Raw genomic sequence first — 25,288 nt, forward strand, 5'->3', positions numbered from 1 at the left:
GCGGTGTTGATTCTCTTGCTGAGCTTTCCCATGCCAGCATACTCAGAACTCCGGGAAATCGACTGGCTGGAGCTCATGCCAGCAGAAGATCTGGCCCTGCTGGAAAATATGCCCGAACTGGAGCATGAGGGCGACGGCCCCGCCTTGCTGCCAGACGAAATCATGACCGGCAGGGTTGTCCCCGAGATGGCCAGTGTTAAAGGCCGTATACCGGGTTTTGTGGTGCCCCTAAAAACCACCAACGATATGCGCATTCTGGAGTTCTTTCTTGTGCCCTATTACGGTGCCTGCATCCACGTGCCGCCTCCGCCGCCCAATCAGATCATCCATATTAAATACAAACAGGGGTTCAAGCTCGAGGCTCTCTACGATCCTGTCTGGATTGAAGGCACGCTGGTTATCGACCGAACAGAAACAGGTGTTGGTACGTCATCCTATTCAATGGTGGCGGAGGCGGTTGAGCCCTATGAGGAATAGGGTCAGCGCCCGACCCTGAAAGAACTCTCACCTTGCCCTAAGCGAGCTGCACCCTGGCCATCCGGGCCGGCCCAGGCAATATCAAGATGCTCCAGAGCCGGGAAGTGGGCGATGAGTGGTGTGGTCAGAGAAGTTGAATTATCCAGCCCGGTGCAGTTCAGAATCTGGGTGACAGTGATATCAGCGTGCTGGCTCTCGTCCCCGTGGCTGTGCCCCCCATGATCGTGACCGCCTGCAACCTCATGCTGAACCGTGGTGGCCTGTATCTGGCAGGTTGACTCCGGAGTATTAACTAGCGGATTTTCGCCTAACCAATGAGTAACACGCTCTTCAGTCTGGTGCTGCTCAGGTGTGCGAGGGTGGTGCTCGAACCCCAGCATGTTGCCAGCTGGGGATGTGAGTAGTATTTCAACCTGGTTATCCGCGAATGCGAGTTGCATTTCCGCATGGCCGTGTTGGTGTGAGCCTGGGTTGTCTGCGGCCATCAATGGCGCGCTGGACAGTAACAAGGTGAAGGAAAGTGCGTGGTATTTTTTTGAGAACATGCCCATGTCCATTAGTGGTTAGTGTTATGTTATAACATGGTGATCTGTTGCTTCGCGAAAATCAACCAGTCAGTGCCTTGAAGACGCCTGAATGCTAGGATAGTGCCCTAACTTCTCAATACAGGATGGTTCAGGTCCATGTCAGAAACCGACACTGCGGGCGCGCCCCACGCTGCTGAATTCGAACGCTGGGCGAACGTTTTTACCGCTCACAAAGCGTTCAGTCATCCCTCCGAGCTTCATGGCGCCCTTTGTGGGCGGCTGGCTGCCGGTTCCCGCATTGAGGAAGATGAGTGGCTAGCCATGGTTTGCGAACACATGGGGTTGCCTGAAAGTGCAGCCGCGGAGGCTGATGATCTGTCCGTGTTCATGAATCAAGCCTACGAACAGACCTTGGCGTTTTTAAAGTCGGCGGATATGAGCTTTCATCCTTTGCTGCCTGATGATGATTATGCAATCGATCAGCGTCTTGAAGCCCTTGTAGCTTGGGTGCGTGGCTTTCTGGAGGGCATGGCCTTGTCTGCCGGAGAGTCTCTGGGTGAAGCGCCGGAGGAAATCCGCGAGCTTATCGAGGACATGGTGGCCATCAGCCAGGTGTCTGAAGATCAGGAATCGGATCAGGAAAGCGAACAGCAGCTGGTGGAAATAACCGAATACATCCGGCTTGGAGCTCTAGCCGTGTTTACCGAGTTCAATCCGCCGGAACGGCCGGCGCCACAAGCATCAACGCTGCATTGATCATGTCTCACACTGCGGGAGAACCTATGTCGTCCATTATACCCGTCAAGGAATTTGCCGAGCGCCGACGCAAACTGATGGAGCGCATGGCGCCAGACAGTATTGCCATTATTCCAGCTGCGCCGGAACGAGTTCGTAACCGCGACGTATTGCACCCGTTTCGGCAGGATAGTGATTTCCAGTACCTGACCGGCTTCGGGGAGCCCGAGGCTGTTCTGGCGCTGATTCCCGGCCGAGAACACGGCGAGTCAGTGCTGTTCTGCAAAGAGAAAAATCCCGAAAAAGAATTGTGGGATGGATTTCTTGTGGGGCCTGAGGGCGCGATAGAGCGTTACGGGCTGGACGATGCGTTCCCGATTGCCGATATCGACGACATTCTGCCCGGCATGATTGAAGGCCGCAGCCGGGTGTATTACCCGCTGGGCAAAGATCAGGGATTCGATACCCGGGTAATGGACTGGGTGAAGGTTATCCGCAGCAAGGTCAAAAGCGGTGCGCACCCGCCCGGTGAGTTTGTGTCGCTGGAGCACCTGTTGCATGACCTTCGGCTTTTCAAAAGCGCAAACGAAATCAAAGCTATGGCCAAGGCGGGTCAGATCAGTTCAGACGCCCATTGCCGTGCCATGAAGCGCGCCCGTAAGGGCGGTTACGAATACAACCTTGAAGCCGAGCTGATTCATACGTTTATGGATCATGGTGCCCGTTCCACGGCTTATCCGTCTATCGTCGGTGGCGGTGCGAATGGCTGTATTTTGCACTACATTGAGAACACAGCGCCGTTGAAAGATGGTGACCTGGTGCTGATTGATGCGGGCTGTGAAGTGGAATGCTACGCCTCTGATATAACTCGCACTTTTCCGGTCAGTGGCAAGTTCAGCCCTGAGCAGCGGGCAGTCTACGAAGTAGTGCTGGAAGCCCAGTACGCGGCCATTGATGCGGTTCGCCCGGGCAATCACTGGAATCACCCCCACGAAGCCGCATTGAGAGTGCTGACCGGCGGCTTGATTGATCTAGGGCTCTTGTCTGGCACTGTTGACGATGCCATTGCAAACGAAGCCTTCAAGCCCTTCTTCATGCACCGCACCGGCCACTGGTTAGGCCTTGATGTGCACGATGTAGGCGACTACAAAATTGGCGACGCATGGCGGTTGCTCGAGCCGGGGATGGCGCTGACGGTTGAGCCTGGCTTGTATATCTCGCCGAGCAATACCGATGTGGATGAAAAGTGGCGTGGTATCGGCATTCGTATCGAAGATGACGTAGTGGTGACCAAGGATGGCTGCCGGGTGCTGACAAACGGCGTACCCAAAACCATTGACGAGATCGAAGCCCTGATGGCGGAATGAGCCTGTGAAACACTCTGATACCGATGTGATCATTGCGGGCGGCGGGCTGGCTGGCGCAACGCTCGCCCTGGCACTGGCCAAGGTTGCTCCCACGTTGAGGGTAACCGTGGTTGAGGCGTTTCCGTTGTCTGCGGATGCCTTGCCGGATGCGTATCAGCCCAGCTACGACGCGCGCTCCACAGCGTTGGCTTGGGGTTCCCGGCTAATCTTTGACGAGCTTGGGCTGTGGCCGCGGATATCGGAGCATGCGACGCCCATCCAGCACATTCATGTGTCTGACAGGGGCCGGTTCGGTGCGACCCGTCTGAATGCCAGCGAGTTCCAGCAGCAAGCCTTGGGCTATGTGGTCGATAACCGCTGGATGGGGCTCTGCTTGATGCGGGAGCTGCTTGAAACCAATATCCAGTGGCAGGCGCCCGCTGAAGTGATTGATATGGTGCCTTCCGAGCAGGGCGTAAGCGTTGAGATAAAAGCTGGCAACGAGACCAGCACCCTGAAGGCGAAATGCCTGATTGTCGCAGACGGTGGCCGCTCCGGGCTGAGAGAAAAACTCGGCTTCCAGACAAATCACCACGGTTATGATCAGAATGCCCTGATCGCAAACGTTTCCACCAGCGACAGCCACGAATTCACTGCTTTCGAGCGTTTTACCGATGCCGGCCCTATGGCATTGTTGCCCCATGGTTCACCTTCCCGCGCAGGCCATCAGTCTGCACTGGTTTGGACTCTGAACGATAAGGGGCTTGAAGAGGTTCTGGGCATGCCCGATAGCGATAAGTGCCAGCGGCTTCAGGAGCGCTTTGGTTGGCGCCTGGGGCGGTTTACCCGCATAGGTGAGTGCAACCACTACCCGCTGACACTGACCACTGTAAATGAGCCAATAAGGCCGGGCGTTGCACTCGTAGGCAATGCTGCCCATGCCTTGCACCCGGTGGCGGGGCAGGGCTTCAACCTGGCGCTGCGGGGTTTGATGACTCTGGTAGAACAGTTCCGGTGGGCTATTGAGCAAGGGCGGTCGCCGGGCGACTTCCAGATTTTGCGCCGCTATCACGAGTTGCATAAGCCGGATTGGCAGCAAACCGTGCAGTTCTCGGATTCATTGATCCGCATTTTTGGTCACTCACTGGCACCCGTTGCCGCAGCGCGGGATGCCGGGCTGGTCGGGCTGGATTTGCTCCCCGGTGCAAAGCGTTTGTTTGCCCGAAAAGCGATGGGAACCGCCGGTCGCCGTGCTGTCATCCATGGGTCTGTAGCGAGCGATAAGCAATGAGCGATAAGCAATGAGCGATACCAGGGTGTTCGATATTCTTGTGGTTGGCGGCGGCATGACCGGCACAGCTCTGGCGCTTGGCCTGTCACAGCAGGGTTGGCATGTGGGCTTGGTAGAGGCCGGTGAACGCGCTGCTTTGTTGCAGGCCCCGGTGACGGTCAAAAGCGTGGCAGATTTTGAACCACGCGTCAGTGCTATCTCCATGGCCAGCCAGCAGTTGCTCGAGTCACTAGGCGCCTGGCAAGGTGTTGTAGCCGGCCGCCATTGCCCTTATCAGGGCATGACTGTGTGGGACGGCGATGGCACTGGCCGTATTCACTTCGATGCTGCCGAACTACAAGTCCGCGCTCTGGGCACGATCGTCGAAAACCGCAGCCTGGTTCGGGCGCTGTTCGAGGTTGTGGAAACCAGTGGCGTTGAGCTGATTGATGGTGTGCAGGTTGCCGGCTGCTCCCAGGATGGCGACCAGCGCAGCATTGAGCTTGCCGATGGTCGCACACTCGGGGCTCGTCTGGTTATTGCGGCCGATGGCGCCAACTCCCGGTTACGCCAGTGGGTAGGCTTGCCAACCCGTGAATGGGATTACGATCAGCAGGCCATCGTATGTACCGTGCGTACGGCTCAAAGCCATGGATACACAGCCTGGCAGAGATTTTCCCAAACCGGGCCCTTGGCGTTTTTGCCACTGGCAACGGAAAGCAATGATGAGCACTTCTGTTCTATTGTTTGGTCGCAGGACACCGAAGAAGCCCGCCGCCTGATGGCTCTGGATGATGCAGCCTTTACTGCGGAACTGGAACGGGCAATCGAAAGAGAACTGGGTGTTCTTGGGGCAGTGTCCAAACGCTTTGCCTTTCCTCTGCGGCAACGCCATGCCAAAGATTATATTGCGCCCGGTTTTGCATTGGTGGGCGATGCGGCCCACACCATTCATCCGCTTGCGGGGCAGGGTGCCAACCTCGGGTATGGGGATGTTCGGGTGTTGCTGGAGGAGCTATCCAAGGCTAAGCGCACGGGTTTGAATCCAGCTCATGAGCTGGTTCTTGCGCGCTATCAGCGCCGCCGCAAAGGCGAAAACCTGGCCATGATGGTTGCCATGGAAGGCTTCAAGCAGCTGTTTGGTCGTGATGAGTTGCCACTGAGATGGCTGAGAAACACTGGAATGCGCTGGCTTGACGGCCGGGGCCCGGTAAAGAACCGTATTGCTGCGGAGGCCATGGGCCTTGATATTTAAACGATCAACACACTAAAGGATTTACACTTATGGCAGGAACCAGTCTTCTCGCACTCTTCGACGACATTGCCACGATCCTCGACGACATCTCCATGATGACCAAAGCGGCGGCCAAAAAAACTGCCGGGGTATTAGGAGATGATCTGGCACTGAATGCCCAACAGGTAACTGGCGTGCGAGCGGCGAGAGAATTGCCTGTAGTCTGGTCTGTTGCCAAAGGCTCATTCGCGAACAAAGCCATACTGGTGCCGGCTGCTGTCGCAATCAGTTTTTTTGTGCCTTGGTTGGTTACGCCCCTGTTGATGCTTGGCGGTGCGTTTTTGTGTTTTGAGGGTGCTGAAAAAATCATTCACAAATTCTTCCACTCAGAGGAAGAAGCGCAACGGAAGGACGAACTTCTCAAGGCATTAAAGCAGCCTGATGTGGACTTGAGAGTTGTAGAAAGGCGAAAGATCAAAGGCGCTATACGCACCGATTTCATCTTGTCGGCAGAAATAATTGCCATCACTCTCGGGGTGGTGACCGCAGAAACTATCGGGATACAGTTTGCTGTTCTGGCGGTGGTCGCAGTGCTGATCACAGTCGGTGTTTACGGCTTGGTAGCCGGCATAGTAAAGCTGGATGACGGCGGGCTTTACCTTACCCAACAAGAGAGTGCGGTGGCTCAGAAGATAGGCCACGGCATACTCTGGTTTGCGCCTTACCTTATGAAAACCCTGTCCATTGTCGGCACCATTGCCATGTTTTTGGTGGGCGGCGGCATTCTGGTTCACGGGGTAGCTCCACTTTATACCGCTATCGAAAACTTCGCCGCAGGATTTGGTGGCGTTCCCGCTGTGCTGTTCACTACGGTTGCTAATGGGCTGGTTGGTTTGCTGGCGGGGGCATTGTTGGTGGCCGTACTTACTCCACTGATTCGGATGTGGGCATCCAGATCAGAGACAAGCGTCGAATAAACGGCTTACGAGAACGGGAACGGCTGTTTCCACCCGAAGAATGCGAGGCCCAAGGTGAACGCTTTGGCAGCCTGCCTCTTCAAGTTTACCTACTTCGTAGGGTGTGAATCCGCCCTCAGGGCCTATGCACAGCGCTGTTGGCCTGTTCAGGTGGGTAGGGCAAGGGGTGGCCGTGCCAGGGTGCGCAACCAGGGCCACCTTGCCTTGCAGCAAGGCAGGCAGTTCATCTTCCGCGAAGGGTTTGAACAACTTGCGGATATGCACCTTCGGCATCGTTGTGTCTTTTGCCTGTTCCAGGCCGAGAGTAAGGTTTTCCCGCAGATTCTCATCTGACAGCCAAGGCGTTTGCCAGAAGCTTTTTTCCACCTTATAGCTGTTGATCAGCCAGATATCCTTGACCCCCAGTGTGGCGCTGGTTTGCAGAACCCGGCGGAACATTTTTGGTCGTGGCATGGCCAGAATGAGTGTAAAGGGGAGTGGTGAGGGTGGTGCCTGATCCAGAGTGACAAGCAACTCAGCTTCCGAATCAGTGAGCGTTACAACGACTCCCTGCCCCATCAGACCGTTTACACGGCCAACTGGCAGTTGGTCACCTTGGGTAGCGCCTAGCACAGATCGGATGTGCTCGAGCCTGCGGCCCCGCAGCACAACACGGTTGGGCGCAATAAAATCCTCATCAAACAATAAGGCGAGATTCATTGAGAGGAAGACTCGTCCGTCTCTACTACTTCGCGCACCGCCAGCCTGCCAAACAAAATGCCCAGCTCGAACAGTATCCACATAGGAACCGCGAGAAGTGTCTGGGAAATGATATCCGGGGGTGTCAGCATCATGCCGATTACAAAACAGCCCACCACTACGTAGGGGCGTTTTGCAGCAAGGTCTGACGGCGTAGTCACGCCACTGAGAATCAGCAAAATCGTCGCGATGGGGATTTCAAAAGCAATCCCGAATGCAAAGAACATTTTCAGCACGAAGTTCAGGTAACTGCTGATGTCTGGCAGCTCAACGATGCCCTCCGGGCCGATCGCTGTAAAAAAGCCGAACACCAGCGGGAATACCACGTAATACGCAAACGCCGCACCGAGATAGAACAGGATTACTGAAGTAAACAGCAGTGGAAACGCCAGGCGCTTCTCATGGGCATAGAGCCCGGGCGCAACGAAACTCCACAGCTGATAAAGAATCACAGGGATAGCGGCGAATACCGATAAAAACAGGGCCAGCTTCAGGGGCGCGAAAAACGGTGAGGTGATATCCGTTGCGATCATGGTCTGGCCTACGGGCAACAGTGATCGGATAGGCTCGGATAACCAGAGATATAGCTCATTGGCGAACGGATAAATGACGGCAAAACAGATCACTACCGCCAAAACCATCTTCAGTAATCGGTCGCGAAGTTCCAACAGGTGCGCAACCAGAGGCATCTCCGGTTGTTCAGGTGTGGTGTTCTGATGACCCGGCTGTTCTCCATCTGTTTTTGAATTCATGAAGGCTTATCCGACGGTTTTGGTGCGGCGTCTGGCTGATCTGGCACGCTCTTTTGCTCACCCGCTGATTTGCCGGCAGGTTTATCCGAGAGGATCATGTGCTCGTACTTTTTGGCTTCGTCCAGAGCGCCGCGCACGGTCTTCTTTACGTCATCAAGGCCCACATCACCAGCTTCGCTCAGTTCTTTTCTCAGCTCTTCGGCTTTCAGTTGGCGGTCCAGCTCAGAGGTAAACTGGGTGACCATACGGCGTGCACCGCCAACCCAGCGCCCAGCCGCTCTTGCAGCCGTGGGGAGCCGTTCGGGGCCAAGCACCAGTAGAGCTATAACGCCGCAAATCAGCAGCTCAAGAAAGCCGATATCAAACATGGTGTCTGGTCTCAGCTTTTGGTTTTTTCCCTGGGCTTATCTTCAGTCGCCTGACGCGCCTGTTCTTCCTGAGTACCTTCCAGCGAATCCGGGTCGCCTGGTTTGCTGTCTTCGTCATTCATGGATTTTTTGAAGCCACGAATGGCTCCACCAAGATCGGTGCCAATGTTGCGAAGCTTCTTGGTTCCGAACAGCAGAATCACAATGCCCAGAACAATAAGAAGTTGCCAGATGCTGATGCCCATTACGGGATCCTCGTTTCGATGTTTTCGTAGATTAACATTATACGTTACCAGAGCAGGGTGGCGGAAACCCCCCGTTAGGGGTATTACCTGCTCACTTGCTCCTGGACGCCTTTTCTTCCAGCCCGGAAAGGTCGAACCGGCTGCTCAACTCATCCAGTATATCCTTGGAGCTCAGGCCCAGGTTGGAGAGCATAACCATGCAGTGAAACCAGAGATCCGCTGTTTCGCTGATGACTGCGCGAGTTTCCCCCGAGTGTTCCGCATCCTTGGCTGCCAGCAGTGTTTCTGTACACTCTTCGCCGACCTTTTCCAGAATCTTGTTCAGACCTTTGGAGTGGAGGCTGGCGACGTAGGATTTCTCAGGGTCGGCTGATTTACGGGCTTCGAGAACCCGTGTCAGATTTTCCAGAACATCACTCAATACATCCACTCCTCAGTTGCTGCCATAAATGGCATCCGGATCTTTAATGACGGGTTCAACGCCCACCCACTGGTCGCCCTTCAATGAGCGGTAAAAACAGCTACGCCGGCCAGTGTGGCATGCAATGCCGCCTTTTTGCTCTACTTTTAGCAGGATAACGTCCTCATCACAGTCGAGGCGGATATCCTTGACCACTTGTTGGTGTCCGGAAGTTTCGCCCTTGCGCCAGAGTTTACCCCGTGAACGTGACCAGTAAACCGCTTGACCCTCTTCGGCCGTGAGGCGAAGGGATTCCCGGTTCATCCAGGCCATCATCAGGATATCGCCCGTGGCTGCATCCTGTGCAATCGCAGGAACCAGACCGTCCGCAGTCCAGCGAATGGTATCGAGCCAATCGAGGGTGCCTAGATTATCAGATAAGTCTTTCATTTTTATGAATCCTGAGCATTTTGTCGCCGCAAACCCGACACCATGGCCGTCGCAGCGAACACGAGCGTGAGCGCGACAAAGGTAATGGTAATTTGATACCGGCCATTCAGAGTGTCGATCACGGCCTCGTAGGGGGGCTTCGGGTTGACCAACAACGGCACCTCGTCTCCTGTTTGTAGTGATTTAAGGCGCCCGAGAAAGTCCAGAATCCCTCGTCTTGTCGCAAACTGATGGGTCTGGCCCTGAACACTATAACTGATAGTGTAATCCCTGTACTGATGGGCGGTTACATGGCCAATAGTCGGCTGCGATTCAAAATGCTTTGAGGTTTCCCACACAAAAGACAGGGTACAGACAAACAGTAGAAGGACGAATATCCGGGTCAGCGCAGCTCGTGGGGATGCGTTCATGGAGTTTTGGCCTTGTATGATTTATAGCTTTGCACGAAGCAGGTTCAAACCAAGCCCGATGTACACAAGCCCAGTGACTTTGCTTATCACTTCAGACAGACGCGAGTCCGACCTGGCTGCGTTTAAAAAGCTGGCAGTAAACGCGACGAGAAAAAGACACCACAAAGTGCCGCCCAGCACAAAAACACCGCCTAAAAACAGAAATACAGTGGTGCTGTTGTTGGCCCCGGACGCCACAAACTGCGGCAGGAACGCGAGAAAGAAGATAGCGATCTTCGGGTTCAACAGGTTGGTCAAAAAGCCTTGGTAAAAAAGCTGTGAACGCTTCTGGGTAGCTGTTTCAGAGGATGGTGCCAGCTCGTTCTGACGGCGGCAGGCCTGGGCGCCAAGATAGATCAGGTACCCGGCACCGATAACTTTAACTGCTGTAAATGCCAGTGCAGAAGTTGCCAACAGCGCGGAAAGCCCGATTGCCGCAAACAGGGTGTGCGCCAGTATGCCAGTGCTTACACCGAATACCGATAACAGCCCGGCAACGCGCCCTTGGGATAGGGTTCTGGCTAAAATGTACACGGTGTCTGGCCCTGGCGTTATCCAGAGCAAAAAGCTCGCGCTAAAAAACAACCAGAACTCATGGGCCTGCAACATCCAGGGCTCCTGCCGGAATCTGTGACTTTACCGCCAATATACCCGCTAAAACGACAATCTATCCAGAGCGGAGCGTATTCATTGAAAGAGTGGAGGAAACTCACTCATTCCTGAGCATCCTCAGCTGTTATAATCTCCGAAGCCGGTACCTGCATAGACACAGGCACCGGCTTTGATTTACACACCCCGGAAAAAAAACTGTGAGCAGTTCCCAGCGAAGTAACAGGCATCAGGCTAAGCCTGGTGGAAAAGGTTTACACCCCAGAAATCTGCACAAGCAAGGCTACGATTTTCCATCCCTCATAAAAAGTCACCCGGCAATAGCGCCCTACGTTAAAGCAAACGCCTACGGTAACCTCTCCATAGAGTTCGCAGATCCACAGGCAGTAAAATTGCTGAACGCAGCCCTGTTGAAGCACTACTACGGCATTGTTGATTGGGATATCCCGGAAGGGGCACTTTGCCCACCCATTCCGGGGCGAGCAGACTACATCCATCACGTAGCTGAGCTCCTGGGAGAGTTCGAGCCTTTTGCGAAACGGGTCAGCACCCAGCCGGAAATCACCTTGCTCGATATAGGCACCGGGGCCAATGGTGTATATCCGATACTGGCATGCCAAATGTACCGATGGCATTGCGTTGGCAGTGATATAAACGCCCGGTCGCTTGAAAACGTGGCCGGGGTTATCGCCAAGAACCCTACGCTAAAAGACCGCTTCACCCTGCGCATGCAAAACGACAGACATAAAATCTTCGACGGGGTTATTCGAAAAGGGGAGCTTTTTGATGTCAGTGTGTGCAATCCCCCCTTCCATGCTTCACAAGATGAGGCGCTCAAGAGTAGTCAGTTAAAGTTGCAAAACCTTGCCCGTAATCGCGGTGAAAAAAGGCCCGTGGCTGCCTCACAAACTCTGAACTTTGGGGGGCAGGAAGCGGAGCTCTGGTGCAAAGGTGGCGAACAGATGTTCCTCAAAAAGCTCATAAAGGAAAGCCGGGTATTTGCAACTCAATGCCGCTGGTTTACCAGCCTGGTGTCGAAAGCTGATAACGTAAAGCCTTCCACGAAATTGATTCGTAAACTCGGGGCGACCGATGTGCGAGAAATAGAAATGAAACAGGGGAACAAGGTCACGAGGGTGTTGGCCTGGACATACACCTAGATTATCCGGCAAACCCTTGGCCGACACTTCTCAAAACTTCAGGGTCAATATGGATCTCAAATGCAGTAGAGGCTGTCTTTACCGCAATCGCCACAAATAGACCTGTGAGCATAATTCCGCACCAGGCAATGACTATCGAGAGGATTTTCGACGATTTTCGTAATGGGCGAATGTCCCCGTAGCCTACGGTAAACGCTGTTATAAACGCCCAATAAAGCGCATCGAACCTCCCCCATGATTCCAGGCGGCCTACAACCAACCCGAAACCAACGATAAATACGCAGATCGAAAGTAAAATCGGGAGTGAAAAGTACATTCCCCAAAGAAACAACTTAAAAAATGTGATCGAAAAATCCATAGTTTATCTGCTTTGATTAAAGTCATTGGGCTGCAAATCAAATCCAGCGCCGAACACGCGCTTTGTAGGAAGTATATTCGGATCCGAAGATCGCATCGAGGGCGCGTTCTTCCGGAATGATTTGAAATCGGGTTATATAAAGCGTAAATGCGATAGGACCGAGTAAGGCCCAAGGAGAAGAAAGAAATATTGCCCACCCAAACAGCACCAGCACCATGCCCACGTACATGGGGTTGCGCGTAACCTTGAATACTCCGGATGCTACCAGGAGAGACGCCTTTTCGGGTCTGGTTGGGTTGATGGTGGTTTTCATTCTGCGAAAAGAGATTACGCCAACCAAGCTGATGCAGCCGCCGAGTAATGCGACTGAGATGGCTGCGACTACTCGAGTAGTGTCGTGAAATTGAAGTGACGGCGTCACCACGTTTATGCCCCACATGATAAACGCCACAATGGCGGTAACTGCGGGAGGGGGGATTCTCAGCTCTAATGACGACATGCTTGTGATATAACTCCTAGCGTTTGCTCGAACTATGTCATATCCGATGAACAAAGATAATACTTGGAATACGATACCGGAGCCTCTATGAAGCGCGTGATCATACCTAAAGCTGGAAACAGCAGCGTACTGGCACTCAAGGAGTTTCCAAGCCTGGCGGTTGGCCCAGGTGAGGTGCGAATTTCGGTTAAAGCCTCGGGGCTGAATTTTGCCGATATTATGGCGCGCCAAGGTTTGTATCAGGATGCCCCAAGCTTTCCCTTTACGGCCGGGTATGAAGTGTCAGGTGTGATCGACTCCGTTGGCGACGGTGTCGAAGAAAAGTGGATGGGTAAGCCTGTAATGGCTTTGACCCGGTTTGGCGGTCATGCCTCTCAGGTAGTTGTTTCGCTCAACCAGATCTTCGAGAAACCAGGCCGGCTCTCCTACGCGCAAGCGGCAGCTATCCCCGTGAACTATCTGACCGCCTGGCAAGCGCTTGTTATTTGTGGCGCGCTGCAACCGGAAGACACAGTTTTGATTCACAACGTTGGGGGCGGGGTAGGCCTTGCTGCCCTGGATATTGCGCAACACATTGGTGCCACTACCATTGGGACAGCGAGCCCTGGAAAGCATGAATACTTACTGTCTCGCGGGCTTAACCACGCCATAGATTACCGAAATAGCGACTGGTACACAGAGCTGATGCACCTGACCGATGGGAAAGGCGCTGAGCTGATTCTCGACCCGTTGGGTGGAGAGAGCTGGCGTAAGAGTTACAAGGCTTTGCGCGCGTCCGGGCGCTTGGCGATGTTCGGAATTTCGGCTGCATCTGGCAATGGCATTGGCAGCAAATTGGCGCTGGCGAAAACCGCAGTGATGATGCCCATATTCCACCCCATCAGTTTGATGAACGAAAACAGGTCTGTGTTCGGTATCAATATGGGGCGGCTTTGGCATGAGCCTGAAAAAATCCGCGTGTGGATGAATAAAATCATTGCCGGTGTGGAGGAGGGTTGGATCAATCCCACCGTCGCCGAGTCCTTCAGCTTTGAGGATGCCGCATTGGCCCACGACTATATCGAAAACCGTGCCAATATCGGCAAGGTGGTGTTAACACCCTAGTTTTGGAGGCAGGATTGAAGCGTGCCTTTGATCACCAGAGGGAATGCCGGGACTATGCGCGCCCTTCCAGCTTGGACACCGCATTTGAAAGGTTCTCTCTGGCTTGGCGCTCACTCGCTTCCGGGAATATCCCCGACGTGTAAATCTGCGGGCGCTCTATAAATCCCCGGAGCACAGCGGCACGCTTCTTTCGGTAGATGAACGCCGGGACGAGCCTGTATTCCTTGCGTACCCCTTGCTCGAAAATCTCGTAGCGTTCCGGAGCGGCCCCCAGAATTGACAGGTCTATATCCACAAGAATCGATTCGTCACGGGATTGGGTAGGAACATCATGCTCCGTGACCATAATGAGCCTGTGAACACGATCGATTTCTTCAGCGCTTGCGCCGGACTCTGCCAAAAACGAAGCTGCCCAATCGGCGCTTTCCAGTTCATTTTTGCTGGATAAAGGCTTGTAAATGGCATCATGGAACCAAAGTGCAAGCTCTACCTCCCGCGGATGCTCAATCTTGGCCGAGCAGTTATCCAAATGCCGAAGGCACGCAGAAACATGCTCCAGCGTGTGGTAGTGCCGGCCCTTCTCAGAATAGGCGTTGATCAGGGAGTCGTAGGTTTCCTGATGCGAAGAAAACCCCCAAGCAGCCATCAGTTGCGTCCACCGATCAGTATTCATTGTTGCTCCTCGGAGAAAAAGCTCGTGGCTATTGGGCACAGGGCTGCAAAGAAAACAGGAAAAGCCCGAACCAGACATTCGCGAGCAAGATCAAAACTTTTATCGCATCTCTGGCGAATGACGGGATGTCGCTGGATTGATAAAGATAGCCGATGACGACCCACTGAATAAACAGCCACACATATGTGAGGTAGAGAAAACCCGTGTGGCATGCTGCATTAGGCGATGTGTAATAGGTGTAAATCCAGGCAGCCGCTGTTCCTGTGACCATAATCAGGAAAGCCGCGGTAGAGAGCAGGTTTCGCCATTGTGGATAGTCGGTGCTTAATAGCTTCTCTTTGACCTGCTTGAGTCCCATGGTCGCTCTCAGCGGCTACCACGCCAAACCAACGCCCCGGCTGCTGCAAGCAACACCCAAGACCACACTGGCGCGTGTTCTGCCCACTCACGGGCTTCTGGCTGGGTTCCGATAACAGCTGCGGCAACCAGTGCTATCGCTGCAATCCCGCGGCGCCAGCGGCGGTCGCTTCTGAGCTGTTGTTCGCGGAGCAGTGCCAGGGTGTCCTGGTTCTGTTTCTCGGTGGGGCCGGCGCTGCGGAGTTGTAGTAACGCGTCGTGAACCAGTTGGGGCATTTCAGGGGACTGTTCCAGCCACGAGGGCAGGTGGGTTTGCAGGGATTTTATCAGGCCGCTTGGCCCTATCCGCTTGCGCATCCAGCCTTCCAGATAAGGTTGGGCCGTGCTCCAAAGATCCAGTTCCGGGTACAACTGGCGGCCAAGGCCCTCTACGTTCAGCAGGGTTTTTTGTAATAGAACCAGCTGCGGCTGTACTTCCATGTTGAACCGGCGCGCAGTCTGGAACAGGCGTAGCAGGAAGTGACCGAAGGAAATGTCTTTCAGGGGCTTCTCAAAAATCGGTTCGCATACGGTACGGATAGCCGCCTCGAATTCATTTACCCGTGTATCGGGTGGTACCCAGCCAGATTGGATGTGAAGCTGCGCCACTTGCCTGTAATCCCGGCGGAAGAAGGCCAACAGGTTGCGCGCGAGATAGCTTTGATCGTCTGGCGCGAGGGTGCCCACAATGCCAAAGTCGATGGCGATGTATTTCGGGTCTGCGGGGTTGGAAACGTCTACAAAAATGTTTCCCGGGTGCATATCGGCGTGGAAGAAGCTGTCCCGGAATACCTGGGTAAAGAAGATCTCGACACCTTTTTCAGCCAGCACTTTCAGGTTTACGCCCGCCGCTTCCAGTGCAGGAACGTCTGCAATGGGGATGCCGTAGATGCGTTCCATTACCATGACGTTCTTGCGGGTGTAGTCCCAGTCGATAAAGGGAATGTAGATCAGCGAGGAGCCTTCAAAATTACGGCGTAGCTGGCTCGCGTTGGCGGCTTCCCGCTGCAAATCCAGCTCGTCGTGGATGGTTGAGTCGTAATCTGCAACGACTTCTACCGGGTGCAGTCGCTTGCCTTCGGTCCAGTATTTCTCAAGGAGGTTGGCCATAAAGTACATCAGGGCAAGGTCTTGCCGGATTACTTTGTTGATGCCTGGGCGCAGTACTTTGACCACCACATCTTGGCCGTTCAACAGTGTCGCGGCATGAACTTGTGCGACGGAGGCCGAGGCTAGAGGCTCTGCACTGAATTCCTTGAATAGCTCCGCTACTGGTGCTCCAAGGGAGGACTCAATAATGTTGCGGGCCACGTCGCTGGAGAAGGGCGGAACGCGATCCTGGAGATGTTTGAGGGATTCCGCCATGTCGTCTGGCAGTAGGTCGCGGCGGGTAGAGAGTATCTGGCCGAACTTGACGAAAACCGGGCCAAGTTCTTCCAGAGCCAAGCGCAGGCGATCACCGCGGCTGAGCTTTGGTTGCGGAAAAAGATGCCAGGGCGCCAGCAGAAAAAACACCTTCAAAGGTGCGGGAAGCTCCGCGATTGGCAAAAATGTGTCCAGCCGGTAGCGGCAGAATACCCAGGAAATGCGAATCAGGCGTTGCAGGCGGGTCACGGAGTCTCCGGTTTGTCAGTAGTGCCGCGGCTTTCGATCTGGCATATGCGTGCTGCCAGGCGTTCAGTGCGAAGGTTCAAGGCATCTACGTCCTCGAACGTGGCTTCCAGTTCGCGGCGGCCGGGCAGGGCGCGGCTTTCCTCGTGCACATACTCTTCAATGTTGGCGTTCAGGGAGGTGAAGGCCTGGCGGCTCCAGCTCACTGAGCTGCGAATACGCTTGCCGATGAAGTGGGCTGGCACATCGCCTATGTGCCTTGCCATGGCAGCTTCCCAGTCCGGGTTTAGCTTATCCAATGCTCGTTGGAATTGGTGTGCCAAAGCAGTGTCACCGTTAACGCTCAACCGGTTGTCGGTGAATACACGGTCATCGCCTGTGGCCAGTGCAGCAAACGCCAGGGGCTTGCCGCTGATTTCCAGTGCGGGGTCTTCGACTGGCTGGCTGCGTACCTGCACTTGATTGCCCATTCTGTGCAGTGAGCAGGTAAGGGAAATCGGGTGGGTGATGCGGAACTGTACCGGCCCTTCAAGAGCGCCCAGCAGCGCCTGCTGACCAGCAGGATCCAGTTCAAGCGCCTGGTTCAGTGCCCGCTCGATTATGGCGGTGAGCGCCGTAAGCAGGGTCGGGCCGGGAAACATCAGGGTTTGGTTCCCACGTGCAGGGCAACAATACCGCCAGTCATGTTGTAGTACTTGCAGTTCACCATGCCTGCGCTTTCCATCATGCCCTTGAGCGTGTCCTGGTCCGGATGCATACGGATGGATTCAGCCAGATACTTGTAGCTCTCGCTGTCGCCGGCAATGAGCTGGCCCATCAGGGGCAGAGCTGTAAACGAGTAGGTGTCGTAGGCTTTACTGAGCAGCGGGTTGGTGGGCTTGGAGAACTCCAGCACCATCAGCTTGCCGCCGGGTTTGAGGACTCGCATCATGTCCCGCAGAGCCTGATCCTTGTCGGTTACGTTGCGCAGACCAAAGGCGATGGATACGGCGTTGAAACTGTTATCCGGGAAGGGCAAGTGTTCCGCATCGGCTTGCACGTACTCAATGTTGCCGGCGTAACCACGGTCGGTCAGGCGGCTGCGCCCAACCTGCAGCATGGAGGCGTTGATGTCGGCTAGAACCACCTTGCCGTCGCGCCCAACCAGGTCAGAAAACTTCATGGTGAGATCACCGGTGCCACCGGCAATGTCCAGAACCTGATGCCCCGGGCGAACACCGGAAAGCTCAATGGTAAAGCGCTTCCACAACCGATGAACGCCCATGGACATTAGGTCGTTCATAAGGTCGTATTTTCCCGCCACGCTGTGAAACACTTCAGCTACCTGGCTGGCTTTCTGGCTCTTGGCCACATTGCTGAAGCCAAAATGGGTAACCTCGTCCTGGCCGTTGCCGGCGGTGGCTGGCGTTTGTTGCTCACTCATGGGGCATGTCCTGTCAGAATCTGAACTCCGTATTCTAACGCTTGACGGAGTTGCTACAAGGGTAGCTACACGTTTAATACCGCCTTACACTGTAAAACCGTTCAATTTTGAAGAGAAAACTGATTCATGTCTGTAATTGATGTACATCGCGCTCACACTCTTGATAAAGAACATGCTCGTGAAGCTGCAGAAGCGCTTGCCAAGGATCTATCCAGCAAGTTCGAACTTGATTACCAGTGGGAAGGTGATCAGCTCAAGTTCAAGCGTTCGGGCGTTAAAGGGCATCTGAACATTACCAATGACGACCTCAACGTGCGTTTGGAGCTGGGCATGTTGCTGCGGCCATTCAAATCAAGGATTGAGCAGGAGATTCACAGCCAGCTGGATCAAATTCTGAAGGCCTGATGCTTCAAAGGTCACCCGGGAGTATAAAGGGTTCGGGGTGGCCGTTGAGAATGTTGTCCATCACCCGCTGCTCACGGGTTACCAGCCGCTCAATCAGCACATCCACCTTATCCATTTTCCGGAATGCAGAGTAGCCCCGGTGGAGGAAATTGTGCAGATCACTCAGATCGGCCATCTCCGCGGGCGCCCGGCTCATTGAAAGCAACCAGCCTAAGGTTCGGTTGCGCACATAGCGATCCAGCTGCTGCCCGACGTCGGCGACTAACATAACCTGTCTTCTGCGCTGCTCCAGCTTTTGGCTGGCGCGATAAACGTCGCAGTATTGCTCAGCGGTGATCATGTGTGCAGGTATCTGGCGTTCATCAAGCAGCTCAGCCAGCTCAAGATCCAGCTGCTGGGTAATCAGATTCAGTTCGACCAGCCCGGCAAGTACTTCAAGTTGCTGGTCTGGCAGCCACTTAACCATCTTCGGGAATACCCGATCAATGTTGTCGTCCCGGCGGGTCATGCCGGTGGGTGCGTAAAGGTCGGTGAGCAGAAATTCCAGGCCGTCGTGATAGCCAGGGTGCTGGTACAAGTCCTGATGGGTTGCCTTCAGGCGCTCTGCCTGCCAGTCGGCGACAACGAAGGTGTTATCGAACAGCCGATGGCCTGCCTTATGGTGGCGAAAGTCGTGATATTCCAGCAAAAGCTGTTGCAGGCGGCGGGCGCTTTCTGAGCGCGCGTCTGTGCCAACAAGGCGCTCACGATACATGGTGCCAACTCCGGTGGATCTGCGTAAAGACGATTAGTTTACCGGAGGGGGTGCCCAAGTGCAGCAAGCCCGACCGGTTGCCGGGCGCCAGTTCATGGGGTTGTCTGGTGTTAGCCTTGGGCGGCTGAAGGCAGAGACTCAAAGCCCGGTAGCCATTCCTTGCTGTCGAGAGTGACGAAGTGGCTGGGTGCCTCGGTTTCAATGATGCGCATGGTGGTTGGGCTACGCCGCGCGCTGGCAAGCATGGCCTGCCGATCCAGAATGCGATCCACTCCTGGTATCAGGAAGGTTCCGTGGCGTACATGCTTGTACACATCGGTGTCGGTGCGCTGCATCCAGTCAAATATGTTCTCTATGTTGCGCACAATGGTCAGGTGGTCGCGGGTTGAGTAAAACAGCTTGCTTAGCAGCTGCTTTTTGCGCGGATTCATTTTTCCGAAGAAGGTTTGGCCGTAAGCAGATGAAGGCGCACTGTTAATCAGGCGGATCAGCCAAGGCCACATGCCGTGGCTGACGGGCTCAAGAAGGGTGGTTACCAGAGGGTGAATTTTGCCCTGCGGCAGCGCTGGAGCTTCAAGCACGACTTCAACGTCTTCGTATAGCTCGGGGCGTTGTTTTATTGCCTCAAGCGTGACTGCTCCTCCCCGGGAATGGCCGTGAATACGTACATTTCGGGTGCTGGGCAGGTTCGAAAGTGCCTGGTTCAAGATGCAGGCATCGTATTCAATGGTGCCTTCCAGGTGCTTGATCGGCACTTCCCATTCCGGGGTTTCCGGTGTTACGCCGTTTACCGGAATGTGGTAGTTACTGCAGGTAAGCAGAATCAATTCTGTTGTTGGTGCGTCGTAGGTCTGGGTGAAATAGCAATGATTTTCCAGAAAGCCATGCACGCCGATAACGGTGTGCTCTGCTTCGCCACTGTGATTGCGAACAGAAACCGCCCCTTCGCCAACGCGGTATACGCGCCCTGAGAACATCTCTGAATAGGCGCTGTCGATTGGCCTTATGAGCTTGCGAATGTGGCTTGCTTTCATACTGCATCTCCTCCCAGCACGGCGGTTGCCTGTTTTTAGAGCTTGGTCATTGGACCTAGGTTGCGCTGGTAACCTTGTTGTACATGGGTTCGCTTTGATCTTTATTGGCACTGGTAACGCAGTTTTTGCATGTTCGCGGCCAATAGACAGTCGAAACCTAATGCTAATAACTATTACATCAAGCCTTATAACCAGTATAGGGTGAAGGTATGTATCTGTGTAATATTTTGTAATCTTGGGCGGTGTGCAGCTTTGTGGAGCCAGTAGTGTATGTCTGGCACAATGCCTGACTCTGTGTTTTTCACTTCACCACTTCCGGGGATGTTCGGGTTTGAGTCACGAGCAAACGCACCTCATGCTGCCTGCGGATTCCGCCTGGCTGGCCTTGGAGTCCCCCAAAAACCCCATGACCATCACCGTCATGTTTCGGGCCGATGGCCTGACAGCACCCCGGCTACGGGAGTTTCTGCAGGTTTACTGGATGGCTTGGGAGCGCTTTCGGTACATGCCGGTTAAGCGCACAGCGGCTTGGTACTGGGAGCCCGACCCTGTGTTTGACCTTCAGCACCATCTGGATGTGGTACTTGATCGCTTCACGGAATCGGATCTTCAGGAGTGGGTTTCCGAGCGTCTTAATCAGCCTCTTCCTGCCTATCGCCCCATCTGGAAATTCTGGTTGGTACCGAATGCCGAAGGTGGCGCTGCATTACTTCTTCGAATACACCACTGCTATGCCGATGGGGTTTCGCTCACGGGCATTTTCGACCACCTGTGTTCGGCCTCGCCACAGCAATACCCTGCAATATACGGAGCCCGGCACACGGAAGGTTTTTCCCCCTGGGTATCGGCCGCCAAAAGCCGGCTTGAACAGTTAGTTGGCGGGGGCAGGGCGCCCGAGGCGGACATGGAAAACCAGAGCCCTGAGCTTGGCAGCAATGAGGCCGGCTACGGGGACTTATTGGAGAAACTGGCGCACAACGGGCTGAAACTGATTAACGAACTGAGTGATTTTCTGGCGGAGCCGGAGGATACACCATCGGATCTGAAACGCCCGCTGCTGGGCCAGCGCCATTGCCGGTGGTCCGTGCCGGTACCTCTCGACCAGTTCCGGTCAATCGCCAAGGCGACGAACGTCACCATTAACGATGTTCTGCTTAGTTGCGTAGCAGCTGCGGTTCGCCCCCGTCTTGGGCTTGTGGGGCCGGCGCTGGAAGACGCCATATTGCACGTAGCTGTTCCCGTGGATATTCGTAATCGCCTGCCGGACGATTTACAGCCAGAGCAGGGTGCCCTTGGCAATTATTTCGGCACGGTGTTTGTGCCTCTGCCCATTGATGGCGAGAGTGCACTGGAGCGGCTTTATCGCATCAAACAGGAAACCCGTCGCCTTAAAAAGAGTTGGCAGCCCGGCATAGCCTGGGGATTGTCTTCCTGCGCCCCTCTTATACCAGACGTATTGCGACAGCCACTGTCAGATATGTTCTATCGCAAGGCCAGCGCCGTGGTATCCAATGTTCCCGGCACCCCCGAGGCGCGCTACATTGCCGGTTGCCGCATTAAAGAACAGATGTTCTGGGTGCCCCAGGCCGGGGATATCGGGCTGGGAGTCAGCATTGTCAGCTATGCCGGGCAGGTTCAGTTCGGGGTAGTTGCAGATGAAGCGGTGTTGTCAGACCCCCAGGGGTTTCTTGACGACTGTGTGCAGGAGCTGTCGGAATTCCCCGGAGGTTCACCTATTGTTGTTTGAGGTCTACAGTGAATGAGTAAACGCGCATGACCGCGTTGTCATTCACAACCACAACAAAAGGTGACGACCATGATTTATGCACAACCAGGAAAAGACGGTTCCGTCGTTTCATTCAAATCCCGTTACGGAAACTACATTGGTGGTGAGTGGGTTGCTCCGGTTAAAGGGGGGTATTTTGAAAACATAACCCCCGTGACTGGCGCGACTATCTGCGAAATTCCCCGCTCTACCGCTGAAGATATTGATCTGGCTCTCGATGCGGCGCACAAGGCTGCACCGGCCTGGGGCAAAACGTCTCCGGCAGAGCGCTCCAATATCATGCTCAAGATAGCCGATCGCATTGAAGCCAATCTGGAGACCTTGGCGGTTGCAGAAACCTGGGATAACGGCAAGGCCATTCGCGAAACCCTGAATGCTGATATCCCTCTGGCCGCAGATCACTTCCGCTATTTTGCTGGCTGCATCCGTGCCCAGGAAGGGCATATGAGCCAGATTGACCAACATACAGTGGCCTATCATTTTAACGAGCCCCTCGGGGTGGTTGGCCAGATCATTCCCTGGAACTTCCCGATACTGATGGCAGCCTGGAAGCTTGGCCCTTGCCTTGCTGCCGGCAACTGCACCGTACTCAAACCGGCAGAACAAACACCGGCCAGTATTCTGGTGCTGATGGAAATCATTGGGGACCTGCTACCGCCTGGCGTGATCAATATTGTGAATGGTTACGGCATTGAAGCAGGTGAGGCGTTGGCCACCAGCAAGCGCATCGCCAAAATCGCGTTTACAGGCTCTACACCGGTGGGCTCGCACATTCTCAAGTGCGCAGCTGAGAATATCATTCCGTCAACGGTGGAGCTGGGTGGCAAGTCCCCCAACCTCTATTTCTCGGATGTTATGCAAGCCGAGCCCGAGTTCATCGACAAATGCGTGGAAGGCCTGGTGCTGGGCTTCTTCAACCAGGGCGAAGTATGCACCTGCCCATCCCGGGCCTTGGTGCAGGAGGATATGTTCGACGAATTTATGCAGAAGGTGGTTGAGCGCACCAAGGCCATCAAACGGGGCAACCCGCTGGATACCGATGTGCAGGTAGGTGCACAAGCCAGCAAGGAGCAGTACGACAAGATCATGTCCTACCTGGATATAGGTAAGCAGGAGGGCGCGACGGTGCTCACCGGGGGCTTCAAGGAAGAAATGGAAGGCGAATTCAAAGACGGCTTCTACATTCAGCCCACCCTGTTCAAGGGTGACAACGACATGCGGGTATTCCAGGAAGAAATCTTCGGCCCGGTTGTGGGTGTAACCACATTTAAAACCGAAGAAGAAGCCGTGGCGATAGCCAATGATACCGAATTCGGGCTGGGGGCTGGTGTGTGGACCCGCGACACCAATCGCGCCTTCCGTGTGGGGCGTAACATTCAGGCTGGTCGGGTCTGGATGAACTGCTACCACGCCTACCCGGCACACGCTGCCTTTGGCGGTTACAAGAAATCCGGGGTTGGCCGTGAAACCCACAAAATGGCGCTGGAGCACTATCAGCAGACCAAGTGTATGCTGACCAGTTACGACATCAACCCGCTTGGCTTTTTCTGAGCCAGCAATAGCAAACAGGCCCATACACAGGTGTGGGCCTCGGTTGCGCTGACCATCCTGCCCTGAAACGCCCCACGTAAGACATTCTTACAGACACCTGCACTCCCGCCGGGGAATACTTCTCCTAACCGGCCCTGATACCGGATTGATTACAAACATCTGAGGGAGAAGCAGATGAAAACAAGAACGAGTATGCGCGGCAATGGCTGTAAACCGACCCGGCACCTGGTGGTGGCCATGTTCGCGTTGTTTTTTGCCGGATGCGGGGGTGACACTGAGGTGTCCAGCCCATCCGGTTTCGAGGCACCGAGAGAGCCAGTAAACCTGGGCGGCGATGGGGATCTTTACGCGCCGAACCGGTTACTGGAAGTGAATATATCCATGGCCGCCAGCGAGTTTGAACAGCTCCGTGCGGAAGGCCGCACACTGGCCAGTACAGCACGGGAATGCCTGAGCGATTACGAATACACCGAGTTTGCAGCCAGCGTCACCATCGATGGTGTTGCTATGAAGGATGTGGTGGTTCGCAAGAAAGGCTATATAGGCTCGCTGAGCCCAAGCATTCCCTCCCTCAAGCTGGATTTCAATGATCTTTGGGATGGAAGGACGTATCAGAACAGCTCCCGGATGACCCTTAACAACAATCGCCAGGATCCATCCAATGCCCGGCAATGCCTGGCTTATGAGCAGTTTCACCAGGCTGGCATTGCTGCCCCTCGGTGTAATTACGCCCGGGTTCGGGTAAATGGCGAGGATCTGGGCATCTTCACCAACGTAGAGCCCATCAAAAAGCCATTTCTTGCGCGCGCCTTTGGTAACGATGAAGGTAATCAGTATGAAGCACAGACGTCGGATTTTGGTACCTGGCTGAGCCAGAGGTTCGAGAAGAAGACCAACAAGACAGAAAACGACCGCAGTGATTTGCAATCGGTTACCGATGCACTGGCGCTACCAGACGACCAACTGATGAATGTGCTGCCGCAACTGGTGGACGTGGATGAGTTTATCCGTTTCTGGGCAGTGGAAACCCTCATCGGCGCCTGGGACTCTGCTACAGGCAATGCCAATAACTTTCATATCTATCGATCCCCGGCTGACGGACGCTTCCATTTCATTCCCTGGGGTGCAGATACCGCCTTTCGTGGAGAGCACCCGCTGAAACCGGGCACCGGGGTGCTGTACAGAAACTTTTCTCTGGCCGACCGCCTGTTTAATCTTCCGCAATACCGGGCTCAATACGAAGCTGAATTGGAGGATTTGCTTGCCAACCAATGGAACGAGAGTCAATTGCTGCAGGATCTGGAGCAGATCCGGGCCCTGACGGGTACCTCTGAGGCCAGTGTGGCCAGCCTCAAAGCATTTATAGCGGGCAAGGGTGAGCCTGCCGATGACAGTTATCGCATGCCACGCAGAGTTGCACTGGAGCAGGCGCTGGCGGAAGACCCACCTTCTGGCACGGTATACCGGCTTGCGGATACCCGGCCCGATTGCAGTGCGCCGGGTACCACACCTTTAACCGGCAGAGTGGCTGCGTTGAACGGCACGGATAGCGGAGCTTTCCAGTTCAATCTGCCGAGCGGGCAACCTGTAACGGCCAGCCTGACCTTTGCGTCCTTCGGTGTGGATAGTCTGGTTTACTCCGTGGACGCTGAGTCCTCACCGGAAGTTGTTAGCTTGTTGCTGATTGGTGTGGATGCAAGCAATGCCTATAAGCCATACGTGCTGCAACTGTTTATCGAAGCATCAGACTATGAGCCAGGCTCCCATGAATTTCATGGTTTTGCCACCAATGCCTTGCTGTTCGAAGTGGATGAGAGTCTGCCTGGCGATGTGCGCACCCTGGCTCTTGGGGCAACGGGCAAGGTTACTTTCATCAAGGTTGGTACAGGTGCCAGCGCAGGCGATGTTGAGTTGACGCTGGATGCCACACTTGAGTTTGGGTCTGATGCGCAATGAA

30 protein-coding genes are annotated in these 25,288 nt (G+C 54.7%); 12 read left to right on the top strand and 18 right to left on the bottom strand.

The annotated features are described in order from the left end of the window. The first annotated feature begins 30 nt into the window (after positions 1 to 30). Positions 31 to 477, top strand: coding sequence for a DUF3299 domain-containing protein (locus AADB16_RS04725; protein ID WP_410803583.1), 447 nt, complete (start codon positions 31 to 33; stop codon positions 475 to 477). Between the two features lie 2 nt (positions 478 to 479). On the opposite strand, the gene AADB16_RS04730 is transcribed toward AADB16_RS04725, so the two are convergent. Next, complete coding sequence (locus AADB16_RS04730; RefSeq protein WP_410801713.1) at positions 480 to 1,022, bottom strand: ZrgA family zinc uptake protein; 543 nt, start codon at positions 1,020 to 1,022, stop codon at positions 480 to 482. Positions 1,023 to 1,160: 138 nt separating this feature from the next. Between AADB16_RS04730 and AADB16_RS04735 the strand changes: the two genes are divergently transcribed. Genes AADB16_RS04735 through AADB16_RS04755 form a run of 5 tightly spaced genes read left to right on the top strand, consistent with a single transcriptional unit; the run spans position 1,161 to position 6,566 of the window. Continuing rightward, positions 1,161 to 1,760, top strand: a complete 600-nt coding sequence (locus AADB16_RS04735) for a UPF0149 family protein (protein ID WP_410801715.1) — start codon at positions 1,161 to 1,163, stop codon at positions 1,758 to 1,760. 26 nt (positions 1,761 to 1,786) lie between these two features. Further along, positions 1,787 to 3,106, top strand: a complete 1,320-nt coding sequence (gene pepP / locus AADB16_RS04740) for a Xaa-Pro aminopeptidase (protein ID WP_410801717.1) — start codon at positions 1,787 to 1,789, stop codon at positions 3,104 to 3,106. Positions 3,107 to 3,110: 4 nt separating this feature from the next. Continuing rightward, on the top strand, positions 3,111 to 4,376 hold the full coding sequence (gene ubiH / locus AADB16_RS04745) for a 2-octaprenyl-6-methoxyphenyl hydroxylase (protein WP_410801718.1): 1,266 nt from the start codon (positions 3,111 to 3,113) through the stop codon (positions 4,374 to 4,376). Positions 4,377 to 4,386: 10 nt separating this feature from the next. Then, complete coding sequence (locus tag AADB16_RS04750; protein WP_309043860.1) at positions 4,387 to 5,610, top strand: UbiH/UbiF/VisC/COQ6 family ubiquinone biosynthesis hydroxylase; 1,224 nt, start codon at positions 4,387 to 4,389, stop codon at positions 5,608 to 5,610. Between the two features lie 29 nt (positions 5,611 to 5,639). Then, on the top strand, positions 5,640 to 6,566 hold the full coding sequence (locus tag AADB16_RS04755; RefSeq protein ID WP_410801719.1) for a DUF808 domain-containing protein: 927 nt from the start codon (positions 5,640 to 5,642) through the stop codon (positions 6,564 to 6,566). Here the strand turns inward: AADB16_RS04755 and AADB16_RS04760 are convergent. The 8 genes from AADB16_RS04760 to AADB16_RS04795 form a co-directional block, all read right to left on the bottom strand. Further along, the gene (locus AADB16_RS04760; RefSeq protein ID WP_410801721.1) at positions 6,546 to 7,265 is read right to left on the bottom strand and encodes a 16S rRNA (uracil(1498)-N(3))-methyltransferase; all 720 of its coding nucleotides are present in this window, start codon (positions 7,263 to 7,265) and stop codon (positions 6,546 to 6,548) included. The two genes, AADB16_RS04755 and AADB16_RS04760, sit on opposite strands and share 21 nt — an antisense overlap. Next, positions 7,262 to 8,056: a twin-arginine translocase subunit TatC gene (gene tatC, locus AADB16_RS04765; protein ID WP_298449378.1), complete on the bottom strand. Its 795-nt coding sequence runs from the start codon at positions 8,054 to 8,056 to the stop codon at positions 7,262 to 7,264. Before tatC ends, AADB16_RS04760 begins: the two co-directional genes overlap by 4 nt. Further along, on the bottom strand, positions 8,053 to 8,424 hold the full coding sequence (gene tatB / locus AADB16_RS04770) for a Sec-independent protein translocase protein TatB (RefSeq protein ID WP_309043857.1): 372 nt from the start codon (positions 8,422 to 8,424) through the stop codon (positions 8,053 to 8,055). Before tatB ends, tatC begins: the two co-directional genes overlap by 4 nt. Positions 8,425 to 8,435: 11 nt before the next feature. Next, entirely contained in the window at positions 8,436 to 8,669 is a 234-nt protein-coding gene (gene tatA, locus AADB16_RS04775) for a Sec-independent protein translocase subunit TatA (RefSeq protein WP_309043856.1), read from the bottom strand. 91 nt (positions 8,670 to 8,760) lie between these two features. After that, the gene (locus AADB16_RS04780; RefSeq protein ID WP_309043855.1) at positions 8,761 to 9,090 is read right to left on the bottom strand and encodes a phosphoribosyl-ATP diphosphatase; all 330 of its coding nucleotides are present in this window, start codon (positions 9,088 to 9,090) and stop codon (positions 8,761 to 8,763) included. Between the two features lie 12 nt (positions 9,091 to 9,102). Further along, positions 9,103 to 9,519 (bottom strand): phosphoribosyl-AMP cyclohydrolase, encoded by a 417-nt coding sequence (hisI, locus tag AADB16_RS04785; RefSeq protein ID WP_309043854.1) that lies wholly within the window; start codon positions 9,517 to 9,519, stop codon positions 9,103 to 9,105. Between the two features lie 2 nt (positions 9,520 to 9,521). Continuing rightward, positions 9,522 to 9,929: a DUF3592 domain-containing protein gene (locus AADB16_RS04790; RefSeq protein ID WP_410801723.1), complete on the bottom strand. Its 408-nt coding sequence runs from the start codon at positions 9,927 to 9,929 to the stop codon at positions 9,522 to 9,524. Between the two features lie 21 nt (positions 9,930 to 9,950). Then, positions 9,951 to 10,577 (bottom strand): LysE family translocator, encoded by a 627-nt coding sequence (locus AADB16_RS04795; RefSeq protein WP_410801725.1) that lies wholly within the window; start codon positions 10,575 to 10,577, stop codon positions 9,951 to 9,953. A gap of 200 nt (positions 10,578 to 10,777) precedes the next feature. On the opposite strand from AADB16_RS04795, the gene rlmF reads away from it, so the two are divergent. Beyond that, entirely contained in the window at positions 10,778 to 11,737 is a 960-nt protein-coding gene (rlmF, locus tag AADB16_RS04800) for a 23S rRNA (adenine(1618)-N(6))-methyltransferase RlmF (RefSeq protein ID WP_410801727.1), read from the top strand. Between the two features lies 1 nt (position 11,738). Here the strand turns inward: rlmF and AADB16_RS04805 are convergent, their stop codons facing one another. Continuing rightward, on the bottom strand, positions 11,739 to 12,095 hold the full coding sequence (locus AADB16_RS04805; protein ID WP_309043850.1) for a potassium channel family protein: 357 nt from the start codon (positions 12,093 to 12,095) through the stop codon (positions 11,739 to 11,741). Between the two features lie 37 nt (positions 12,096 to 12,132). Beyond that, on the bottom strand, positions 12,133 to 12,594 hold the full coding sequence (locus AADB16_RS04810; RefSeq protein WP_309043849.1) for a methyltransferase family protein: 462 nt from the start codon (positions 12,592 to 12,594) through the stop codon (positions 12,133 to 12,135). Positions 12,595 to 12,681: 87 nt separating this feature from the next. On the opposite strand from AADB16_RS04810, the gene AADB16_RS04815 reads away from it, so the two are divergent. Next, entirely contained in the window at positions 12,682 to 13,698 is a 1,017-nt protein-coding gene (locus AADB16_RS04815) for a zinc-binding dehydrogenase (protein WP_410801730.1), read from the top strand. Between the two features lie 52 nt (positions 13,699 to 13,750). Here AADB16_RS04815 and AADB16_RS04820 read toward each other — a convergent pair whose 3' ends face one another. Genes AADB16_RS04820 through ubiE form a run of 5 tightly spaced genes read right to left on the bottom strand, consistent with a single transcriptional unit; the run spans position 13,751 to position 17,801 of the window. After that, positions 13,751 to 14,371 carry a hypothetical protein gene (locus tag AADB16_RS04820; protein ID WP_410801732.1) on the bottom strand — a complete coding sequence of 207 codons (621 nt, stop codon included), beginning with the start codon at positions 14,369 to 14,371 and terminating at the stop codon, positions 13,751 to 13,753. 28 nt (positions 14,372 to 14,399) lie between these two features. Then, positions 14,400 to 14,729, bottom strand: a complete 330-nt coding sequence (locus AADB16_RS04825) for a hypothetical protein (protein ID WP_309043846.1) — start codon at positions 14,727 to 14,729, stop codon at positions 14,400 to 14,402. 8 nt (positions 14,730 to 14,737) lie between these two features. Next, complete coding sequence (ubiB, locus tag AADB16_RS04830; RefSeq protein ID WP_309043845.1) at positions 14,738 to 16,381, bottom strand: ubiquinone biosynthesis regulatory protein kinase UbiB; 1,644 nt, start codon at positions 16,379 to 16,381, stop codon at positions 14,738 to 14,740. Beyond that, positions 16,378 to 17,019 carry an SCP2 domain-containing protein gene (locus AADB16_RS04835; protein WP_410801734.1) on the bottom strand — a complete coding sequence of 214 codons (642 nt, stop codon included), beginning with the start codon at positions 17,017 to 17,019 and terminating at the stop codon, positions 16,378 to 16,380. The genes ubiB and AADB16_RS04835 overlap by 4 nt, the downstream gene beginning before the upstream one ends. Then, entirely contained in the window at positions 17,019 to 17,801 is a 783-nt protein-coding gene (ubiE, locus tag AADB16_RS04840; RefSeq protein ID WP_309043843.1) for a bifunctional demethylmenaquinone methyltransferase/2-methoxy-6-polyprenyl-1,4-benzoquinol methylase UbiE, read from the bottom strand. Before ubiE ends, AADB16_RS04835 begins: the two co-directional genes overlap by 1 nt. A gap of 126 nt (positions 17,802 to 17,927) precedes the next feature. Here ubiE and AADB16_RS04845 point away from each other — a divergent pair, with 126 nt between their 5' ends. Further along, positions 17,928 to 18,206 (top strand): polyhydroxyalkanoic acid system family protein, encoded by a 279-nt coding sequence (locus AADB16_RS04845; RefSeq protein WP_298449351.1) that lies wholly within the window; start codon positions 17,928 to 17,930, stop codon positions 18,204 to 18,206. Positions 18,207 to 18,210: 4 nt separating this feature from the next. Here AADB16_RS04845 and AADB16_RS04850 read toward each other — a convergent pair whose 3' ends face one another. Together AADB16_RS04850 and AADB16_RS04855 are read right to left on the bottom strand one after the other, a co-directional pair. Further along, positions 18,211 to 18,960, bottom strand: a complete 750-nt coding sequence (locus AADB16_RS04850; protein ID WP_410801736.1) for an FFLEELY motif protein — start codon at positions 18,958 to 18,960, stop codon at positions 18,211 to 18,213. A 110-nt stretch (positions 18,961 to 19,070) separates the two neighbouring features. Further along, positions 19,071 to 19,994: an alpha/beta hydrolase gene (locus AADB16_RS04855; protein WP_410801738.1), complete on the bottom strand. Its 924-nt coding sequence runs from the start codon at positions 19,992 to 19,994 to the stop codon at positions 19,071 to 19,073. A gap of 331 nt (positions 19,995 to 20,325) precedes the next feature. On the opposite strand from AADB16_RS04855, the gene AADB16_RS04860 reads away from it, so the two are divergent. From AADB16_RS04860 to AADB16_RS04870, 3 genes are all read left to right on the top strand, one after another. Then, positions 20,326 to 21,741 carry a WS/DGAT domain-containing protein gene (locus AADB16_RS04860; protein WP_410801740.1) on the top strand — a complete coding sequence of 472 codons (1,416 nt, stop codon included), beginning with the start codon at positions 20,326 to 20,328 and terminating at the stop codon, positions 21,739 to 21,741. A 69-nt stretch (positions 21,742 to 21,810) separates the two neighbouring features. Beyond that, positions 21,811 to 23,331 carry an aldehyde dehydrogenase family protein gene (locus AADB16_RS04865; RefSeq protein ID WP_410801742.1) on the top strand — a complete coding sequence of 507 codons (1,521 nt, stop codon included), beginning with the start codon at positions 21,811 to 21,813 and terminating at the stop codon, positions 23,329 to 23,331. Between the two features lie 174 nt (positions 23,332 to 23,505). Beyond that, positions 23,506 to 25,287: a CotH kinase family protein gene (locus tag AADB16_RS04870; protein ID WP_410801744.1), complete on the top strand. Its 1,782-nt coding sequence runs from the start codon at positions 23,506 to 23,508 to the stop codon at positions 25,285 to 25,287. Position 25,288: the final 1 nt, after the last annotated feature.

It is taken from the genome of Marinobacter sp. KMM 10035 (assembly GCF_046537445.1).
Lineage (GTDB): Bacteria > Pseudomonadota > Gammaproteobacteria > Pseudomonadales > Oleiphilaceae > Marinobacter > Marinobacter sediminicola.

Bases quoted from the DNA above. Each gene is read 5' to 3' on its own strand.
- AADB16_RS04865 (WP_410801742.1), top strand. From the start codon at position 21,811: ATGATTTATGCACAACCAGGAAAAGACGGTTCCGTCGTTTCATTCAAA.
- AADB16_RS04755 (WP_410801719.1), top strand. From the start codon at position 5,640: ATGGCAGGAACCAGTCTTCTCGCACTCTTCGACGACATTGCCACGATC.
- tatB (WP_309043857.1), bottom strand. From the start codon at position 8,424: ATGTTTGATATCGGCTTTCTTGAGCTGCTGATTTGCGGCGTTATAGCT.
- AADB16_RS04820 (WP_410801732.1), bottom strand. From the start codon at position 14,371: ATGAATACTGATCGGTGGACGCAACTGATGGCTGCTTGGGGGTTTTCT.
- AADB16_RS04805 (WP_309043850.1), bottom strand. From the start codon at position 12,095: ATGGATTTTTCGATCACATTTTTTAAGTTGTTTCTTTGGGGAATGTAC.
- AADB16_RS04790 (WP_410801723.1), bottom strand. From the start codon at position 9,929: ATGAACGCATCCCCACGAGCTGCGCTGACCCGGATATTCGTCCTTCTA.
- ubiE (WP_309043843.1), bottom strand. From the start codon at position 17,801: ATGAGTGAGCAACAAACGCCAGCCACCGCCGGCAACGGCCAGGACGAG.
- pepP (WP_410801717.1), top strand. From the start codon at position 1,787: ATGTCGTCCATTATACCCGTCAAGGAATTTGCCGAGCGCCGACGCAAA.
- AADB16_RS04730 (WP_410801713.1), bottom strand. From the start codon at position 1,022: ATGTTCTCAAAAAAATACCACGCACTTTCCTTCACCTTGTTACTGTCC.
- AADB16_RS04750 (WP_309043860.1), top strand. From the start codon at position 4,387: ATGAGCGATACCAGGGTGTTCGATATTCTTGTGGTTGGCGGCGGCATG.
- AADB16_RS04760 (WP_410801721.1), bottom strand. From the start codon at position 7,265: ATGAATCTCGCCTTATTGTTTGATGAGGATTTTATTGCGCCCAACCGT.
- AADB16_RS04735 (WP_410801715.1), top strand. From the start codon at position 1,161: ATGTCAGAAACCGACACTGCGGGCGCGCCCCACGCTGCTGAATTCGAA.
- AADB16_RS04855 (WP_410801738.1), bottom strand. From the start codon at position 19,994: ATGAAAGCAAGCCACATTCGCAAGCTCATAAGGCCAATCGACAGCGCC.
- AADB16_RS04845 (WP_298449351.1), top strand. From the start codon at position 17,928: ATGTCTGTAATTGATGTACATCGCGCTCACACTCTTGATAAAGAACAT.
- AADB16_RS04795 (WP_410801725.1), bottom strand. From the start codon at position 10,577: ATGTTGCAGGCCCATGAGTTCTGGTTGTTTTTTAGCGCGAGCTTTTTG.
- tatA (WP_309043856.1), bottom strand. From the start codon at position 8,669: ATGGGCATCAGCATCTGGCAACTTCTTATTGTTCTGGGCATTGTGATT.
- AADB16_RS04850 (WP_410801736.1), bottom strand. From the start codon at position 18,960: ATGTATCGTGAGCGCCTTGTTGGCACAGACGCGCGCTCAGAAAGCGCC.
- AADB16_RS04810 (WP_309043849.1), bottom strand. From the start codon at position 12,594: ATGTCGTCATTAGAGCTGAGAATCCCCCCTCCCGCAGTTACCGCCATT.
- AADB16_RS04815 (WP_410801730.1), top strand. From the start codon at position 12,682: ATGAAGCGCGTGATCATACCTAAAGCTGGAAACAGCAGCGTACTGGCA.
- tatC (WP_298449378.1), bottom strand. From the start codon at position 8,056: ATGAATTCAAAAACAGATGGAGAACAGCCGGGTCATCAGAACACCACA.
- hisI (WP_309043854.1), bottom strand. From the start codon at position 9,519: ATGAAAGACTTATCTGATAATCTAGGCACCCTCGATTGGCTCGATACC.
- AADB16_RS04870 (WP_410801744.1), top strand. From the start codon at position 23,506: ATGAAAACAAGAACGAGTATGCGCGGCAATGGCTGTAAACCGACCCGG.
- AADB16_RS04825 (WP_309043846.1), bottom strand. From the start codon at position 14,729: ATGGGACTCAAGCAGGTCAAAGAGAAGCTATTAAGCACCGACTATCCA.
- AADB16_RS04725 (WP_410803583.1), top strand. From the start codon at position 31: ATGCCAGCATACTCAGAACTCCGGGAAATCGACTGGCTGGAGCTCATG.
- AADB16_RS04835 (WP_410801734.1), bottom strand. From the start codon at position 17,019: ATGTTTCCCGGCCCGACCCTGCTTACGGCGCTCACCGCCATAATCGAG.